Source organism: Cupriavidus agavae, from assembly GCF_004217045.1.
GTDB classification, from domain to species: domain Bacteria; phylum Pseudomonadota; class Gammaproteobacteria; order Burkholderiales; family Burkholderiaceae; genus Cupriavidus; species Cupriavidus agavae.
Genome location: NZ_SGXM01000012.1, coordinates 39254 through 55555, shown reverse-complemented (window position 1 = coordinate 55555; position 16302 = coordinate 39254). Strand labels below are relative to the sequence as shown.

Genomic DNA, 16302 nt, shown 5'->3' with positions numbered 1-16302 from the left:
CCGTACGGCCGGTGGCACGCTTCGTGCGCCTCTCCGGCCACGCAACGTGCAGAGTGCGCGACAAATCTCCCCGCAGCTCCCATATCGTGTGGCCTTTGCCGCACGGCACAGCATTGGCCGTGTAATTCCTACGCGCAAGTCTCGCCACGTTGCATCCCCCTGTAGCCCGAAAAGCCAGAAAGGATCCAACGATGGAAGAATTCAGCGGCATCAGACTTTCCCGGCGCGAGTTCGTGGTGGTTGGCGCGGCCAGCGTATCGGCGGCAGCCGTGCCGGCTGGCGCGGCCACGCCAGCGACCGCTCCGGCCGCTACGGCGCCGGCATCGCTCACGCCCGTGGCAGCCCAGGTCTCATTGGTGGTCAACGGCCAGACCCACGCGCTGCGGCTCGACACCCGCACCACGCTGCTCGACGCGCTGCGCGAACACCTGCACCTGACCGGCACCAAGAAGGGCTGCGACCATGGCCAGTGCGGCGCCTGCACGGTCATCGTCGACGGACGCCGCATCAACTCCTGCCTGACGCTGGCGGTGATGCACGAGGGCGCCAGGATCACGACCGTGGAAGGGCTCGGCTCGCCCACGCGGATGCATCCGATGCAGGTCGCGTTCGTGAAGCACGACGGCTACCAGTGCGGCTACTGCACGCCGGGCCAGATCTGTTCGGCCGTGGCCGTGCTCGATGAAATCCGCGCGGGCATCCCCAGCCATGTCAGCCCGGACCTCAATGCGCGGCCGCAGGTCTCGCCGGGCGAGATCCGCGAGCGCATGAGCGGGAACATCTGCCGCTGCGGCGCCTATTCGAACATCCTCGAAGCGATCACCGAGGTTGCCGGGAGCCAGTCATGAACCCGTTCACCTACGAACGTGCAAAGTCGCCGGCCGAAGCGGCGGCGGCGGCCCTGCAGTCGCCAGGCGCACGCTTCATCGCCGGCGGCACCAACCTGCTGGACCTCATGAAGCTTGGCATCGAGACGCCCACGCACCTGATCGACGTGAACGACCTGGCGCTCGACAAGATCGAGCCGCTGCCTCAGGGCGGCCTGCGAATCGGAGCACTGGTGCGCAATACCGACCTGGCCGCCGATGCGCGCGTGCGCCGAGACTATGGAGTGCTGTCGCGCGCGCTGCTGGCGGGGGCGTCCGGGCAACTGCGCAACCGCGCCACCACGGCTGGCAACCTGCTGCAGCGCACGCGCTGTCCGTACTTCTACGACACCAACCTGCCGTGCAACAAGCGCCGCCCGGGCAGCGGCTGCGCGGCCATTGGCGGCGTGAGCCGGCAGCACGCGGTGATTGGCGGCAGCCAGTCCTGCATTGCCACGCATCCGAGCGACATGGCCGTGGCAATGCGCGTGCTCGATGCCAGCGTGGAGACCGTGCAGCCCAATGGCGCACGCCGCGTGATTCCGATCGCCGATTTCCATCGGCTGCCGGGCGACACGCCGCATATCGAGACCGTGCTCGAACGCGGCGAACTGATCACCGCGGTCACGCTACCCGCGCCGGTGGGCGGCACGCAGGTCTACCGCAAGGTACGCGACCGCGCCTCGTATGCGTTCGCGCTGGTCTCGGTGGCGGCCATCCTGCAGCGCGATGGCACGGGCCGCGTGGCGCTGGGCGGCGTGGCGCACAAGCCGTGGCGCGTGGCTGCGGCGGATGCCGAGATGCCGCACGGCCCCACCGCCGTGACGCAGCGGCTGCTGGACGGGGCGGCGCCCACCGCCGACAACGAATACAAGGTGCAGCTCGTGCGCCGCACGCTGGCATCCGTGATGACGCCGGCAAAGGGGTGAAGCCATGAAATTCGACACACCCGCGACCACCAATCCGATCGACCAGCTGCGTGTGGTGGGCCATCCGACCGACCGCATCGACGGCGCCCGCAAGACCACCGGTACCGCACCCTACGCCTACGAACGCCACGAGGTGGCCCCGAACCAGGCGTACGGCTACGTGCTGGGGGCGGGCATTGGCAAGGGGCGGATCACGTCGATGCAGCTCGACGCCGCGCGGCGCGCGCCCGGCGTGCTTGCCATCGTCACGGCTCAGAATGCCGGCAAGCTCGGCAAGGGACAGCGCAATACGGCAAATCTGCTGGGCGGCCCGGAGATCCAGCACTACCATCAGGCGATTGCACTGGTGGTGGCCGACTCCTTCGAGCAGGCGCGTGCCGCCGCCGCGCTGATCCGCGTGGAATACGCCACCGGGAGCGGCCGCTTCGACCTTGCGCAGGCCTGCTGCTGGGCCGCCAAGCCCGACGAGGAGAACAAGCCCGACACCGCCGTGGGCGATTTTGCCGGGGCGTTTGCCGCGGCGCCGGTGCAGCTCGACGCCACCTACACCACGCCGGACCAGTCGCACGCGATGATGGAGCCGCATGCCTCGATCGCGGCGTGGAACGGCAACAAGCTGACGCTGTGGACCTCGAACCAGATGGTCGCGTGGGGCCACAAGGACCTGGCCGAGACGCTGCGCGTCCCGAAGGAGAACGTGCAGATCATCTCGCCGTTCATCGGCGGCGGCTTCGGCGGCAAGCTGTTCGTGCGTGCCGAGGCGCTGCTGGCCGCGCTGGGCGCCCGCGCCGCCAGACGTCCGGTCAAGGTGGCGCTGACGCGGCCCGTGATGGCCAACAACACCACGCATCGCCCCGCCACGATCCAGCGCATCCGCATCGGCGCCACGCGCGATGGCAAGATCACGGCCATCGGCCACGAAAGCTGGTCGGGCAACCTCGAAGGCGGCGACCTGGAAACGGCGGTCATGCAGACGCGGCTGCTCTACGCCGGCGCCAACCGCATGACGTCGATGCGGCTGGCGACGATCGACCTGCCCGAAGGCAACGCGATGCGCGCGCCGGGCGAGGCGCCCGGCATGATGGCGCTGGAGATCGCCATCGACGAGATGGCCGAGAAACTCGGCATGGACCCGGTGCAGTTCCGCATCCTCAACGACACCCAGGTAGACCCCGAGAAGCCGGAGCGGCCGTTCTCGCAGCGCCGCTTCGTCGAGTGCATGCGGCAGGGCGCCGACCGGTTCGGCTGGGCGCGTCGGCATGCGACACCCGGGGCCGTGCGCGAAGGGCGCTGGCTGATCGGCATGGGCGTGGCGGCGGCGTTCCGCAACAACCTCGTCATGAAATCGGCGGCGCGGGTCAGCATCGAACCGAACGGCATGGTGGCCGTGGAAACCGACATGACCGATATTGGTACCGGCAGCTATACGATCATCGCGCAGACGGCCGCGGAGATGATGGGCGTGCCGCTCGGACAGGTGGTGGTACGGCTCGGCGACTCGTCATTTCCGGTGTCGTGCGGATCGGGCGGCCAGTGGGGCGGCAACAGCAGCACGGCTGGTGTGTACGCGGCCTGCGACAAACTGCGCCGCACGCTGGCCCAGCGGGCGGGCTTCGGCGAGGGCGACGTGACGTTCGAGGGCGGACAGATCCGCGCGGGCGGCCGCAGCGTGCCACTGGCGCAGTTTGCGGGCGCTTCGGCGGAGGACACGATCGAGTTCGGCGATCTCGACAAGAAGTATCAGCAGTCCACCTTCGGCAGCCATTTTGTGGAAGTGGCCGTGGACGTGGCCACCGCCGAGATCCGCGTGCAGCGGATGCTGGCGGTCTGCGCGGCGGGCCGCATCCTGAATCCCAAATCGGCCCGCAGCCAGGTGATTGGCGCGATGACGATGGGCGTGGGGGCAGCGCTGATGGAAGAGCTTGCAGTCGACACGCGCCATGGCTTTTTCGTCAACCATGACCTGGCCAGCTACGAAGTACCGGTGCACGCGGACATCCCGCATCAGGAGGTGATCTTCCTCGACGAGACCGATCCAATATCGTCGCCGATGAAGGCAAAGGGCGTTGGGGAACTGGGAATCTGTGGCGTGGCTGCCGCGGTGGCCAACGCGGTGTACAACGCAACGGGGGTCAGGGTCCGGGATTATCCGGTGACGCTGGACAAGCTGCTGGCGGGGATGCCGGTGGTGGGTTGACGGCTGTCGGCCTTCACTCCCAACCCCTCTCCCGCATGCGGGAGAGGGGAGCGAACCACCAGGACCGGTGTTACCGCCCCAGACGCTCCAGCAGCCCCCGCAGTACCTCTCGCTCCTCCTCCGACAGATCCCCCGCGATCCGCGCATCATGCGCGCATACGGCCGCCGTCACGTCTTCGAGCGTCCTGCGTCCGGCATCGGTCAGCGCCAGCCCGTAGGCGCGCCGGTCCGTAGCCGACGGCAGGCGTTCGACCAGTCCCATCGATTCCAGCGCGTCAACCAGCAGTACGGCCCCGGAGCGGGCAATGCCGAGGATCTGCGCCAGGTCGGTCAGCTTGAGCGCCGCGTTGCGGCCGATGATCTGCAGTGCCGAGAAACGCGGTGGCGTGATATGCCACGCCGCCAGCGACGACACGAAATCCTCGTAGACACGGATCTGGGCGCGGCGGATGGCGTAGCCGATCAGGCTGTCGAGCACCCCGTAGTCCACGTCGGGCACGTGCGGCTCGAAGTGGCCGCCGTCGGGATCGGGCGCGAGCATGTCGCGTGGCTTGCGGGCGGGCGCCATGCGTCAGCGCACCATGAAATAGCGCAGTTCCACGCGGTCCGGATAGCGCGCGCCCGACGCGACGAACAAATGCTGCATGAGCCAGCGGTACTGTGGCGCGGCGGTTTCGAAACGAGGCGCCGTGCGAAAGTAGATTTCGGCCGGATCGACCTGTTCGCCGCGGTTGAGCCGCGCGATCACCGACGCGTGTCCGCTGCGTACCCCGGCATTGACGATGTAGATGCGCGCGCCATCATCGGTTTCGAGCACGTAGCGGGCCTCGATGTCAGCCGTGGTGACATCGTCGCCGCCCGGGTGCCGGATCAGCTGGAAGTCAGCGCCACCGGGTACCACGTGCCCGTTCAGGCGCGGACCGCGCACGGTGCCCGACAGGATCGGGATCACGCGGCGCTGGCCCAGCGGCGTTACGCCCACCTCGGTCGGCACATCGACCCGCAGGCTGAAATCAGCCAGATGCTCCAGCGTGGGCGTGGCGATGTCGGGCGTCATTTGAGAAGCTTCCAGTTGCCGTTGTCGATGGTCAGCAGCACGCGGCCGCGCTCGTCGAAACCGAAGTGGTCCTGCGCCGTGTAGTTCAGCACGCCATGCGACACCACGATGTTGCGCTCGGTTTCCAGCGCATCCTTGAGCGCCTTGCGGAACTCCGGCGTGCCCGGCTTGGCCTTCTTCAGTGCCACCGGCACGATGCGCTGCAGCACCAGTCCGGCGTCGTACGGATGGGCGCCGAACTGCGTGCGCGTCTCGGGGCCGTACTGTTTCTCGTAGCGCGTCACGTAATCCATGGCCGGCTGCTTGACCGGACTGTTGGCGGGCAACTGCTCGGCCACGATCACCGGCCCGGCGGGCAGGATCGCGCCATTGACCGCCTTGCCGCCGATGCGGATCAGGTCGCGCGTGGCGGCACCGTGGGTCTGGTAGACCGGCCCCGTGTAGCCGCGCTCGCGCAGCGTGGTGTGCGGCAGGGCGGCACCGGTGCCCGCACCGGCAATCAGTACCGCATCGGCGCGCGCCGACATCAGCTTGAGCACCTGCGCAGTGACACTGGTATCGGAGCGCGCGTAGCGCTCGGCGGCCACCACGCGGATGCCGTTGGCCTGCGCGGCCGTGGTGAACTCCTTGAGCCACGTCTCGCCATAGGCGTCGGCAAACCCGATGAATGCCACGGACTTCACGCCATTGCCCTTGGCGGCGACAGCCACGGCCTCGGCCATCAGCTTCACGGGCTGCGCCAGCCGGTACGTCCACGCGCCACGGCCCGGCTTCAGTTCGATGGGCGAGAACGCCAGCTGCACGGTCTGGCTCTCGTCGGCCACCTCGGAGATGGCGATCGACGGCGCCACGGCGGACGAGCCCAGGATGATGTCGACCTTGTCTTCCGAGACGAAGCGCCGCGCGATCTTGGTGCCTTGCGTGGGGTCCGAGCCATCGTCCATGACGATGTAGCGGATCTTCTCGCCGCCGATGGTCTCGGGCAGGAACGGCATGGTGTTCTTCTGCGGGATGCCGAGCGAGGCAGACGGGCCGGTGGAAGCGATGCTGACGCCGACGGTCACGTCGGCCAGCGCCGCCCCGCTGGCGAGGCACAGCGCGGCGAGCGCGAGGTGGGTACAGCGGATGCGGAACTGGGGCATGGGTAGTCTCTCCGTTCTTCGAAATTGGGCTCGGGGGTCAGGGACGCGCGCCCTGCAGTTGCTGCTGGCCAAAGCCGGCCAGCGTCTTGTAGCGCTGTGCGATGGCTTCGAGTTCGGCGCGCGGGATCACGGTGTCGATATCGGTGAAGCCGCGCGGGGCCCGTACTTCGGCCAGCTGCATCACCTGCTCGGGGCCGTTCATGCGGTTGCGCAGCACGATGCCGGCCGTGCGCGGCAGCCGTTCGGCCTCATATTCCCGCAGCGCGTAACCGATGTCGCGCTCGGCCAGCAGGCAGTCGAGCAGGTAGCGGGCGTCGACGATGGCCTGCGCGCTGCCATTCGAGCCAATCGGGTACATGGGGTGCGCGGCATCACCGAGCAGCGTGACGCGGCCAAAGGTCCAGCGCGGCAGCGGGTCCTTGTCGACCATCGGGAACTCGTAGATCGACTCGGCGCCGTCGATCAGCGCTGGAATGTCGATCCAGTCCCAGCGCCATGCCTCGAAGGCGGCGCGGAAGACTTCCTTGTCGACCTGGCGGTTCCAGTCGCTGCGCGGCGGCGTATCGGGATATTCATCGGGCACGCGCAACTCGGCAATCCAGTTGATGCGCGAGCGGCCCTGCGCGTGCAGCGGGGCCGAGATCGGGTAGGCGACGAACTTCTGGTCCTGGTGGCCGGCCATGAACATCGAGCGGCCGTCGAGGTACGGCGCGGCGTCGGTGGTGGCGCGCCAGAGCAGGCGGCGCGAGAACTGCGGCGTATCGCCGGTGGGATAGAAATGGCGGCGCACGGCCGAATGGATGCCGTCGGCACCCACCAGCACATCGGCCTCGGCCTCCACCAGCGCATTGTCGCTGCGGCGGCGCAGCGTGAAGCGGGCCGGCGCGCCGGCCTGCCCGCCGGTATCGACGATGGATTCCAGTGCATGGCCGGTATGGATGCGGCCGGCACCCAGCCGTTCGCGCGCGGTCTGGTAGAGCAGCATCTGGAATTCGCCGCGATGCACCGAGAACTGCGGCCACTCGTAGCCGGCTGCCCGGCCGCGCGGCTCGTGCCAGATACGCTGGCCCAACTTGTTGTAGTAGGACAGCGAGGATGTCTCGATGGCGATCTGCGCGAGGGCATCCTGCAGGCCGAGTGCGGACAGTTCGCGCACGGCATGGGGCAGCAGGTTGATGCCAACGCCGAGCGGCCGCAATGACTCACTGGCCTCCCAGACCTCGACATCGAGCCCGTGGCGATGGCACAGCAGCGCGAGCGTCAGCCCGCCAATGCCGCCGCCGGCAATTGCAATCTTCATGTGTCTCCTCCGCACTGCAGCCTGATTGTTCTACTGTATAACTAAATCGGCAGCGGCGAAGCTAGCGCTTTCCCTGACGTGCGGCTTCCAGCGCATCGGCGATGCGCTCGGCGGTGTGGATCGAATCGGTCAGGCCGAGGTGGCCATGCCCGACGGCGAGCCACAGCCCTGGCTGGCCGGGTGCCGCGCCGATGACCGGCACGGAGTCGGGCATGCAGGGCCGGTGGCCCATCCACGTGGTGACGGGGCGGCCTTCGAGACCGGCGAATGTTTCCCGCGCAATGCGTTCGAGGATGGCCGCGCGCCGGGGATCGGGCGGGCGCTTCAGCCCGGCAATCTCCACGGTGCCGCCCACGCGCAGCCCATCTTCCATCGGCGTCACGAAGATCTTCTGGTCGGTCAGCACCACGGTGCGCGAGACCACGTTGCGGGCGCCCGTGAACTGGACGTGGTAGCCGCGCTGGCTCTCCAGCCGCAACCGGATGCCGAGCGGATCGAGCAGTGTGCGCGACCATGCGCCGGCAGCCACCACCACGTGGTCGAAATCGGAGGCGCCTTGCGTTCCGGTCACGGTCCAGCCGGCGCTGGTGCGCGTCAGGCCCCGAACCTCACCGCGGACGAATCGCCCGCCGCGTGCCAGGAACGCGTCGGCAACAGCCTGCGTATAGCGTGCCGGATTGAGGATCGTCGCGTGATCGGCCAGGTAGATGGCGGATTGATAGCCCGGCGCGATACCGGGCTCCAGCGCATCGATGCCCGCGCGGTCCAGCGTCTCGAAGCGGAAGCCGAAGCGCTCGCGCAGTTGCCACGCAGCGCGGTCGTCATCGAGCGCACTGGCGTTTCGATAGAGATGCAGATGGCCGCGCTTGAGGAAGAGCTCGGGCACACCGACCTCCTTCGCCAGCGCTTCGTGCCGGTCGATGGCCCCGGCATGCAGCGCGGCCAGCGCGGCGGCGGCCTGCCCGACCCGGGCCGGCGTGGCCGACATCACGAAGCGCGCCAGCCACGGCGCCGCCGCCGGCAGGTAGCCGAGCCGCAGATGGAGCGGACTGTCCGGGTCGGCCAGCATCTTCGGCACCGATGCCAGCACCCCGGGCATCGCCAGCGGTGCGATCGAACTGACGCTGATGGCCCCGGAGTTGCCGAAACTGCATCCGCTGGCCGGACCCTCGCGGTCGATCAGCGTCACCGCCAGCCCGCGCTTGCGCAAGGCGAGCGCGATGCAACTGCCGACGATGCCGGCACCAACCACCGCGACACGCGCGGCGGAACGATCAGGAGAAGAGGAGGGCGCAGTCATGGCGCGAAACGGTACTGCCGATTGCGACGCAGGGCAAGAGCGTGCGCCGGGTTGGTGCATGTTCCCGCCCGATGGAGACAATTCTCAAAACGCCCGCAGCCGGCAATTTTGCAGAGTTGTCTCATGGATTCGGCCGGACTCCAATGCTCCAATTTCCGCTTCCTTGGCCATGTGGGATGTCGATCGTGGAATGGCAGCAGCTCGAAAGGATTTTCTCGGGACCTCGCGTCTCACGCTATAAGGCACGGTGTCATGGCGACGAGGGGTTGGCCATGGCGGCATACCGGCAGAACGTGTTGCTGTCGGAGGCGTTGACGCCGATCCTGGGGACTGTGATCCACGATGAGGGGGTCGAATTGCTTCATTGGATGCATGGAGCGTTGCATCTTTGGCTGGACCCCATGAATCGCGTGCCGGCGATCTGGCAGGGATGGGAGATCATGCGCCCGAGGCTGAACCCGAAGTCGTCCGGCAACACAGCGCTCGGGACGTCGCCGGCCAATCCAGTGGCGGAGAAAGCAGGAAGATAAAAAATAGATGGCCCGTCGTACGCGGGCCATCTCGACCTAGAGTCATCACCGGCATGTACATCCGGGAGAGGACAGATTAGGGCAGTGACCCGATTGTGCACGGGTATCGACTTGATGGCAACGGTGCCAGATCAATTGCTCACCCGAATCCAGCGCTGGTGCCCCCGTCTCCCCGCCCGCTCAGTCTCTTGAAATTTGCAAAAACGGCGCCATCTGTGGCGCTGTTTTCTTTTCCACCACCGCCTCCGCTCCCGCATGTATACGAAAGGCACTTCCGTCGAACTGCAGTTTTCCCCGCAACGCCTGAACGACGCCGCCGGCGATCCCTACTGGATCGACCTTTCGCGCGACGAGGCCCAGGCGCTGCTCACGCGCCTGCAGAGCCACCTGTCCCAGACCACTGAAGGCACGGACGCGCCGCTCGTGTTCAGCCTGGAAGGTCCGGAGACCGCTGCCAGCGAGGCCCCTGCGGCGTCCGCCGCCGCGCCGGCCGCCGAGACCGAGTTCAAGCAGTGGGTCTGCATCATCTGCGGCTGGGTCTACGACGAAGCGGCCGGCTGGCCGGAGGACGGCATCGCCCCGGGCACACGCTGGGAAGACATTCCCGGCGACTGGCGCTGCCCCGAGTGCGATGTCGGCAAGGAGGACTTTGCGATGGTGGAGTTCTGAGCGCCTAGCTCTCGACAATCACTTCGAATCCGCCGTAGATCATCCGCTGGCCGTCGAACGGCATCGGATCCATGGTTTCCTTGAGGCGGGCGTCCTGCATGGAAGCCGCCATGCCGCTGTCGCGCGTGGCCTTGTCCGGCCACCAGATCCACGAGAACACCACGGTCTCGTCGTCCTTGCGCTGCACTGCCATCGGGAACGACGTGACCTTGCCCTCCGGCACGTCGTCGCCCCAGCACTCCACCACCTTCAGCGCGCCATATTCCTTGAAGACGGCGGCGGCTTTCTGCGCCACCTGGCGATAGGTGTCCCGATTGGCCGTGGGCACGGCCACCACGAATCCGTCGATGTATGCCATGGATGCTCTCCTTCGCGTGTCGTCGGCAGGATCCTGCAGCATAGTCCATGGCCGAGGCGGGCGGCGCATGCTGCATGCGCGGCCCCCGGCAGCGGTTAGCGTTGTTCGGCCGGGATACCGCGAATGGCGGCGGCGAAGGTTTCGTGCGTGGCGGCATCGACGGGACGATGCTTGACGGTCGGGGACGGCGGGTACTTGCCGATGTGGTTGCCGTTCTTCCAGTCGCGGGCGGGGCGGACGGGCCGGGGCGCAAAGCCGCCGCCGCAATTCGGGCAGACATTGCCCAGCACGTGGTCCACGCAGTCCGCGCAGAACGTGCACTCGAAGCTGCAGATGCGGGCCTGCGTTGAAGCCGGCGGCAGCGAGGTGTTGCAGTTCTCACACGTGGGGCGCAGTTCGAGCATCGTCTTCTCCTTCCGGAAATAGGTTCGTGCCATCATAACCGCCTCTTCCACCACCTGCGATGAGCGCCCATGACCCGCCAAGACGACCGCCCGGAATCCTCCAGTTCGCCGCTCAAGGCAGCCTTCCTGCGCCACGAGGAGAGCCTCGCGCCCGGCGGCCACGTACCTGGCGAGGACGACACCGCCGTCTACCGGACGCTGCTGGAATCGACCAAGGCCATCCCGTGGAAGATCGACTGGGCCACCATGGCGTTTGCGTACATCGGTCCGCAGATCGAAACGCTGCTGGGTTGGGCGCCGTCGACTTGGCAGACCGTCAACGACTGGGCCGAGCGCATGCACCCAGACGACCGCGAGGCGGTGGTGAACTTCTGCGTGGCGCAGTCGCAGGCGGGTACCGACCACGAGGCCGACTACCGCGCGCTGAAGGCCGATGGCGGCTACGTCTGGCTGCGTGACGTGGTGCACGTGGTGCGCAAGCCCAATGGCGAGGTGGAGTCGCTGATCGGTTTCATGTTCGACATCAGCGAGCGCAAGCGCACCGAGGAAAAGCTGGCCCGGCTGCAGCAGGAACTGGAGCACCTGTCGTTCACCGATGGCCTGACCGGCGTGGGCAACCGCCGCATGTTCGACGCCACGCTGGCCAACCAGTGGCAGGCGGCGCAGGACGCCGGTAAGCCGCTGTCCCTGATCATCACCGATATCGACTTCTTCAAGTCGTTCAACGACTACTACGGCCATGTCCAGGGCGACGGCTGCCTCAAGCGTGTGGCGGCCGTACTGCGCGACGCCGTTGGTCCCGACCATTTCCTCGGCCGGTTCGGCGGCGAGGAGTTCGCGATGGTGCTGGCCGATACCGACGCCGATACGGCGCTGAAAATTGCCGAACGTTGCCGCGAATTGCTGGCCGACGCCGCCATCCCGCACCTGCGCTCGCCCTATGAGCAGCGGCTCACGGCGAGCTTCGGCGTGGGGACGATCGTGCCCGGAGAGCGCACCGACGCCACGGCGTTCGTGAACCTGATCGATGCGCAGCTGTACCACGCCAAGGACAACGGCCGGAACCGCATCGCCGCGGTGGACCGCGCCGGGATGCAGGGCGAATCGTTCCGCGTGCATTCGCGCTAGTTCTCCCCGCTTCCTTCCCCCCACCTCCTAGTTCTCCCCGCTTCCTTCCCCCCACCTCCATCGAACGCCCGTATGCCAATGCGGGCTTCCCATGGCTTTCCCGCAGGCACGCGACTTGCCACTCTTTCAGGGTGGCTCGTGGCGCATGCCGCACCCGTTATCAATCTGCGCGGCAGGATGCCGTTAAAGGCTGACTGCCGCGCGCATCGCGAGGTTGGCGATGTAAGCGTTACATCCCCGAATACAGAACGAGAAAGCTTTGCAATGGTGGCTTCGTCGCCAGACCCCATGAAAGAACGGAGACAGGAAGGCGCCCCGTTGTCCCGCACGGCGCTGGAGCAGGTATTGCGGCAGTTTCCCGAGCCGCTGCTGCTCAAGGACCGGCGCGGCGTCTGGCTGTTCGTGAATCCGGCCATGTGCCGGCTCATGCAACGGCCGGCCGATGCCTTGCTGGGCCGCACCGATGACGAACTGTTCGGCGCCGAGCGCGCTGCGGCATACCGGGCCGTGCATGACCGCGTCATCGACGGCGGAGAACATCAGGACGAGACCGAGATATTCCAGGTGCAGGACGGCGACGAGCGAATCCTGCGGACGCGCAAGCGGCTCGTGGAGATGCCCGACGCCGGCGAGCCGCTGCTCATGGTGTGGATCACGGACATCACCGAGGCGCATCGCATCGAACAGGCGCTCTCCGAGAGCGAGGCGCACTATCGCTGCGCCGTGGAACTGAGCCCCGAGATTCCGTGGACAGCCGACGCCGCGGGCAACATCACCGAGGCCGGACCGCGCTGGGCCGAACTCACCGGCATGCCGGTCAGCGAGGCACTGGGCGAAGGCTGGGCGCGCTGCGTGCATCCCGAAGACCTGCCGCGCGTGAGCGAGGCATGGGCGCTGGCGATCGCCACGCATCAGCCCGTGGACCAGGAATACCGCGTCAGGCTGCGCGATGGCACCTATCGCTGGTTCCGTGCCCGCGCGGCGACGCGGCTGGACGACCATGGCAACGTGATCCGCTGGTACGGCACGCTCGAAGACGTGGACGACCGCAAGTCGGCCAGCATGGCGAGCGAGGCGCTGGCGGCGCGGTTGTCGGACGTGCTGGAGAGCACCACCGACAGCGTGGTGCAACTGGACCATGCGTGGCGGCTGACCTATTTCAACGGCAACGCGGGTCGCGCGATGGGGGGCCGCAAGCCGGCGCTCGGCCGCTCGGTGTGGGACATCTTTCCCGAAGAGCGCAACGGCGTGTTTGCCGAGCAGTACCGGATTGCCGTGGCGACGAACCGGCCGGTCGTGTTCGAACACTACCTGCAGATGCTGCAGGCGTGGTACGAGGTGCACGTGTACCCGACGCCTGACGGTCTGTCGGTGTTCTTCCGCGACATCTCCGAGCGCAAGAGCGCGGAGCAGCAGTTGCTCGCCAACCAGGAGGCGCTCACCCACATGGCCCGCCATGATCCGCTGACCGGCATAGCCAACCGCCTGCTGTGGCGCGAGCGGATCGGGCAGACCATTGCGGCGGCGGGGCCGGGCACGTTGTCGGCGCTGCTGTATATCGATCTCGACGGGTTCAAGGGCGTCAACGACGCGTTTGGCCACTATGCAGGCGATATCGTGCTGCAACAGGTGGCCGAGCGGCTGCTGGAGTGCGTGCCGGACACCGACGCGGTAGCGCGCATCGGCGGCGACGAGTTCGTGGTGATCCAGGAACAGGTCGACGGCCGGCAAGCCGTGGAAGACCTCGCCCGGATGCTGATCGCGCAGCTCTCGCGCCCGTTCCAGGTCAACGGCGAGCCTGTGACGCTGGGCGGCTGCATCGGCATCGCGCTGATTCCGACCGACGGGTGCAATGCCGACGAGCTGCTGCAGGCCGCCGACATGGCGCTCTACCAGGCCAAGGCCGAAGGGGCCGGCACCTGCCGCTTCTTCTCGGCCGACGAGGGTGACCGCTCTAAGCTCCGGCTCGAACGCAAGCGTGCGCTGCACCATGCGCTGGCGGCCGGGCAACTGGAACTGCACTATCAGCCGATCTATGACCTGCGCTCCGGGCACCTGCGCAGCTTCGAGGCGCTGCTGCGCTGGCGGCATCCGCTGCATGGGCTGATCTCGCCAGCGGAGTTCATCCCGCTGGCCGAAGAAACCGGCCTGATCGTGCCGATCGGCGAATGGGCACTCAGCGAGGCATGCCGGCAGCTGGCGCGCTGGCCGGCGGGGGTCTGCGTGGGCGTGAACCTGTCGCCGCTGCAGTTCAGGGGCCGCGCGCTCGTGGATGCCGTGCGCCGCGCTGTGGATGATGCCGGCGTGCAGATCTCGCGGCTGGAATTGGAGATCACCGAGTCCGTGCTGCTGCGCAACGACCGGGTCAACCTGGAGATGCTGCGCGAACTGCGCGGCATGGGCGTGCGCATCGCCATGGATGATTTCGGCACGGGCTATTCGTCGCTGAGCTACCTGCGCAGCTTCCCGTTCGACAAGATCAAGCTCGACCGTTCCTTCGTCTCGGACCTCGCCACCAGCGCAGAGGCCCGCGCGATCCTGCACGCGGTGCGCAGCCTCGGGGCCGCGTTCCGGGTGCGCACCACGGCGGAAGGCATCGAAACGCCGGAGCAACTGGCGGTGGTGCGCGAGGAGGGTTACGACGAAGGGCAAGGCTACCTGCTGGGTCGGCCGCAACGCCCTGAAGATGCCCTTGCGCTGGCCCTGGCGCAGAGCCATGCCGGCGACCCATCGCGGGCATGTTGCAGCGCGGGAGACGCCAGTCAGTCACCCGTTTGATGACTTGGCGGTACGTGTCGCCACGGTTACATTGGACGGGCGTTGCCACGCGGGGGTAAGTACTGGCTTTGCAAGATGTCTGCCGAGGACGCGTGTGCCGGCGCACTCCACACTCACGATAAAGAAGATACAGAGGAGACATCATGCAACGCGCATTCCAGAGCACTGCGCTGGCGTTGGTTGCCGGCCTTCTGATGTATGGCTGCGGCGGCGACGACGACAACGCCGCGACGACTCCCACCACCCCCACGCCGCCGCCCCCGCCCACGGTGCAGCCCGAAGATGCGCGGCCTCAGGACAGCCGCGCCTTCACCGTCGACACGGCGGCGCTGGCCGCCAGGCTGGCACCGCTGGCTGGCGCCCCGGCCTCGGACCGCTGGAGCGGCGTGCTGGGCAAGGCTGGCTATGTGGTCGAAGTGCCGGCCGCCTGGAATGGCAAGCTTGTGATGTATGCACACGGCTACGCGGGCATGGGCTCCGCGTTGTCGATCACGATTCCGGGCATCCGCCGGCATCTGCTGGAAGCCGGCTACGCGTGGGCGGCTTCCACCTACTCCACGAACTACTACGATGTGCGCGCGGGGATCGAGGACACCAACGCGCTGGCGCTGGCCTTCACGGACATTGCAAAGCAGAACGGCCGCACGCTGGCCGCACCCACGCGGACGTACATCGTCGGTCATTCGATGGGTGGCCATATCGCCGCCGCGGCGGTGGATGCCGAGAATATCCAGAACGCCGTTCACAAGGTGTCGTACAGCGGCGCCGTGCCGATGTGCGGCGTACTGGGCGACACCGAACTGTTCAACTATTTCGGCGGCTACCAGACGGCCGCGCAACAGTTGGCGAACATGCCCGCCACCGCGTGGCCGGTGACCAACTGGGCGCAGATCGTGACGCCACTGATGGCGGCGCTGTTCACCACGTACCCCTCGGCCACGACCCCGGCAGGCGACAAGCTCAAGGCCGTGGTCAAGAACCTCACCGGCGGCGAGCGCCCGCTGTTCGAATTGGGCTTCGGGCAAAGCCCGGCGTCGAAGGCCTACCAGGACGCGGTGTGGAGTACGTTCGGCTCCGATGGCACCGTCAACGGCATCCTGGCGCAGAACGTGGTGGACACCACGGCGCTGCGCTACCAGTTCGACAATGATCCGGCGCTTTCCGCCGACGAGCAGGCGTTCAATGCATCGATCTACCGGGTGCAGCCGGTGGCCGACGCCAACCGCGTGCGGCGCGACGGGCTGCGCTGGATTCCGCAGACGGCGGCGCGGATCGGCGTGCCGGTGCTGACGCTGCACACGCTGGGCGACATGTATGTGCCGTTCAGCATGGAGCAGATCTACAAGCGCCGCGCCGACGCCAACGGCACGGCGTCATGGCTCGTGCAGCGCGCCATCCGTGGCATTGCCCACTGCGATTTCACGGTTGCCGAGCAGACGAAGGCTTTCGACGACATGGTGGCGTGGGAGCAGGGCGGTCCGCGGCCCGCCGGCGATGACGTGTTGACGCCAGCGGTGGTGGCCAATGCCAACTACGGTTGCACGTTCACCGACAACACCGTGGGCGCGGACGACGACGTGACGACGAAGAACCTGCGGCTGGTGATCGGCATGACGCCAGGGGCAAGCTGCACGCCTTGAACGA

15 protein-coding genes are annotated in these 16302 nt (G+C 67.4%); 8 read left to right on the top strand and 7 right to left on the bottom strand.

The annotated features are described in order from the left end of the window. The first annotated feature begins 191 nt into the window (after positions 1 to 191). From paoA to paoC, 3 genes are read left to right on the top strand one after another with little or no spacing between them, the layout of a single operon-like run. Positions 192 to 848, top strand: coding sequence for an aldehyde dehydrogenase iron-sulfur subunit PaoA (paoA, locus tag EV147_RS24485; protein WP_130393827.1), 657 nt, complete (start codon positions 192 to 194; stop codon positions 846 to 848). After that, complete coding sequence (locus tag EV147_RS24480) at positions 845 to 1795, top strand: FAD binding domain-containing protein (RefSeq protein WP_130393826.1); 951 nt, start codon at positions 845 to 847, stop codon at positions 1793 to 1795. The genes paoA and EV147_RS24480 overlap by 4 nt, the downstream gene beginning before the upstream one ends. A 4-nt stretch (positions 1796 to 1799) precedes the next feature. Continuing rightward, complete coding sequence (gene paoC / locus EV147_RS24475; protein WP_130393825.1) at positions 1800 to 3992, top strand: aldehyde oxidoreductase molybdenum-binding subunit PaoC; 2193 nt, start codon at positions 1800 to 1802, stop codon at positions 3990 to 3992. 70 nt (positions 3993 to 4062) lie between these two features. Here paoC and EV147_RS24470 read toward each other — a convergent pair whose 3' ends face one another. From EV147_RS24470 to EV147_RS24450, 5 genes are all read right to left on the bottom strand, one after another. Beyond that, positions 4063 to 4560 carry a MarR family winged helix-turn-helix transcriptional regulator gene (locus EV147_RS24470; protein WP_130393824.1) on the bottom strand — a complete coding sequence of 166 codons (498 nt, stop codon included), beginning with the start codon at positions 4558 to 4560 and terminating at the stop codon, positions 4063 to 4065. Positions 4561 to 4563: 3 nt separating this feature from the next. Further along, entirely contained in the window at positions 4564 to 5049 is a 486-nt protein-coding gene (locus tag EV147_RS24465; RefSeq protein ID WP_130393823.1) for a DUF3237 domain-containing protein, read from the bottom strand. Further along, the gene (locus EV147_RS24460) at positions 5046 to 6191 is read right to left on the bottom strand and encodes an ABC transporter substrate-binding protein (protein ID WP_130393822.1); all 1146 of its coding nucleotides are present in this window, start codon (positions 6189 to 6191) and stop codon (positions 5046 to 5048) included. The genes EV147_RS24465 and EV147_RS24460 overlap by 4 nt, the downstream gene beginning before the upstream one ends. Positions 6192 to 6228: 37 nt before the next feature. Next, on the bottom strand, positions 6229 to 7491 hold the full coding sequence (locus tag EV147_RS24455) for a flavin-dependent oxidoreductase (protein ID WP_130393821.1): 1263 nt from the start codon (positions 7489 to 7491) through the stop codon (positions 6229 to 6231). Between the two features lie 61 nt (positions 7492 to 7552). Next, on the bottom strand, positions 7553 to 8791 hold the full coding sequence (locus EV147_RS24450; protein ID WP_157994722.1) for an NAD(P)/FAD-dependent oxidoreductase: 1239 nt from the start codon (positions 8789 to 8791) through the stop codon (positions 7553 to 7555). Positions 8792 to 8967: 176 nt separating this feature from the next. On the opposite strand from EV147_RS24450, the gene EV147_RS24445 reads away from it, so the two are divergent. Further along, entirely contained in the window at positions 8968 to 9321 is a 354-nt protein-coding gene (locus EV147_RS24445) for a hypothetical protein (protein ID WP_130393819.1), read from the top strand. 255 nt (positions 9322 to 9576) lie between these two features. Then, positions 9577 to 9990, top strand: a complete 414-nt coding sequence (locus tag EV147_RS26435; protein ID WP_130393818.1) for a rubredoxin — start codon at positions 9577 to 9579, stop codon at positions 9988 to 9990. Between the two features lie 4 nt (positions 9991 to 9994). Here the strand turns inward: EV147_RS26435 and EV147_RS24435 are convergent, their stop codons facing one another. Next, positions 9995 to 10348, bottom strand: coding sequence for a DUF1428 domain-containing protein (locus EV147_RS24435; RefSeq protein WP_130393817.1), 354 nt, complete (start codon positions 10346 to 10348; stop codon positions 9995 to 9997). Positions 10349 to 10443: 95 nt separating this feature from the next. Continuing rightward, entirely contained in the window at positions 10444 to 10752 is a 309-nt protein-coding gene (locus EV147_RS24430; protein WP_130393897.1) for a DUF1272 domain-containing protein, read from the bottom strand. A 69-nt stretch (positions 10753 to 10821) separates the two neighbouring features. Between EV147_RS24430 and EV147_RS24425 the strand changes: the two genes are divergently transcribed. From EV147_RS24425 to EV147_RS24415, 3 genes are all read left to right on the top strand, one after another. Continuing rightward, on the top strand, positions 10822 to 11880 hold the full coding sequence (locus EV147_RS24425) for a sensor domain-containing diguanylate cyclase (RefSeq protein ID WP_130393816.1): 1059 nt from the start codon (positions 10822 to 10824) through the stop codon (positions 11878 to 11880). 288 nt (positions 11881 to 12168) lie between these two features. Further along, positions 12169 to 14658 carry a sensor domain-containing protein gene (locus tag EV147_RS24420; RefSeq protein ID WP_198680354.1) on the top strand — a complete coding sequence of 830 codons (2490 nt, stop codon included), beginning with the start codon at positions 12169 to 12171 and terminating at the stop codon, positions 14656 to 14658. A gap of 143 nt (positions 14659 to 14801) precedes the next feature. After that, the gene (locus EV147_RS24415) at positions 14802 to 16298 is read left to right on the top strand and encodes an alpha/beta hydrolase family protein (RefSeq protein ID WP_130393814.1); all 1497 of its coding nucleotides are present in this window, start codon (positions 14802 to 14804) and stop codon (positions 16296 to 16298) included. Positions 16299 to 16302 lie beyond the last annotated feature (4 nt).